Annotated in this window: 1 protein-coding gene; it reads left to right on the top strand. The window is 34.9% G+C overall.

The window, feature by feature from the left end; translation table 11 throughout:
• Window positions 1-823: 823 nt before the first annotated feature.
• The coding region (locus CWB66_RS14475) for a transposase (protein ID WP_289508506.1) at window positions 824-1,265 on the top strand (442 nt) is incomplete at its 3' end.

Genomic DNA, 1,265 nt, shown 5'->3' with positions numbered 1-1,265 from the left:
GGCTAGGAGTTGTACGATGCGCGTTGACCTCTCACTTTTCAGTGGGGTCGCATTATAGGGAGATCCGAAAACAGATCAACCCTTTTTTGAAGAAAACTTGAAATAATGTGCTGTTCGCTGAGTATTTGAGCTAAACGGTCAAAAACAACACTAAACAGTATGTCTTTACTAGTTTATATAGCTAGTTAATGTAAAACGAGTATTAAAAGCCATGATCACCCTTTCGAAATGGGATCCATTCGAATCCTATTCATTAATAAATGATCTATACCGCTACACAAAATTCGAATTACTCCTTTATAAGGAGTAACAATTAGATAAGGCAAATACAAAGACCACTCCTGAATTGACTTGCTATGTTTTACGTGAATTTAGTACGGTTAAAAAATGGAACTATTTAAGTCTGTGGCCGTTGAGGCTTAATAGAAAGTATAAGATGTTAAATATCAGCTAAATTTAATGTTTACTCATTTATTTATTATGAAGCCAATTCAATTAGCCATCTTGAATTTAAAAGAGCTATTAGGATAGTTAACCTGAACTCTAGATAGTAAATCTATCTCAAGCAGCTATTTTTAGCTCTTACTACATTGAATTTACTAACAATAGCCCCGCTATTGATGCGTAAATTCGCCTTATTTTTACTGAAAATCTCTGGCTAGCGAAAAGTAAATTTAAATATCATTATAATTTAATATATTGGTAAATATCTTAACCAAAGCTCAGGTTAATTAACCTGAATCTCGTTTAAGAAATTGAACTAAATGCCTGTTCCGAGATCCGATCTTTCGACCAAGAACGATTGGATAAACAAGGAACAGGCATGATTAAATTAGTTGAATTGTTTTGCGATGTCGATGATTTTTGCAAAGTATTTATACCCCAATGGAAAAAACAATTACTCGAAGATGGCACCCAAAAACGTCAGCGAGCAGGGCGTATGACGACCAGTGAAATTATGACTATTGTTATTAGTTTTCACATGTCACATCATCGTGATTTCAAAAATTACTACCTTGGTTATGTATCACTTATGTACAAAAGTGAATTTCCTAACTTACTCAGTTACACACGATTTTTAGCCGTTATGCCGAGAGTAATTGTGCCAATGTGCGCCTATTTCACTTCACTTAAAGGTAAACCCACAGGCGTTGAATTCATTGACTCTACATCTATTAAGGTCTGCCACAATATTCGTATTCCAAGACACAAAACCTTTGATGGAATAGCCCAGCGAGGAAAAGGAACGATGGGATGGTTTTATG

This window comes from Pseudoalteromonas sp. S558, assembly GCF_005886635.1.
In the GTDB taxonomy this organism is placed as follows: domain Bacteria; phylum Pseudomonadota; class Gammaproteobacteria; order Enterobacterales; family Alteromonadaceae; genus Pseudoalteromonas; species Pseudoalteromonas aliena.
The sequence above is the reverse complement of the archived record's forward strand: the minus strand, read 5'-3'. Positions and strand labels throughout refer to the sequence as shown.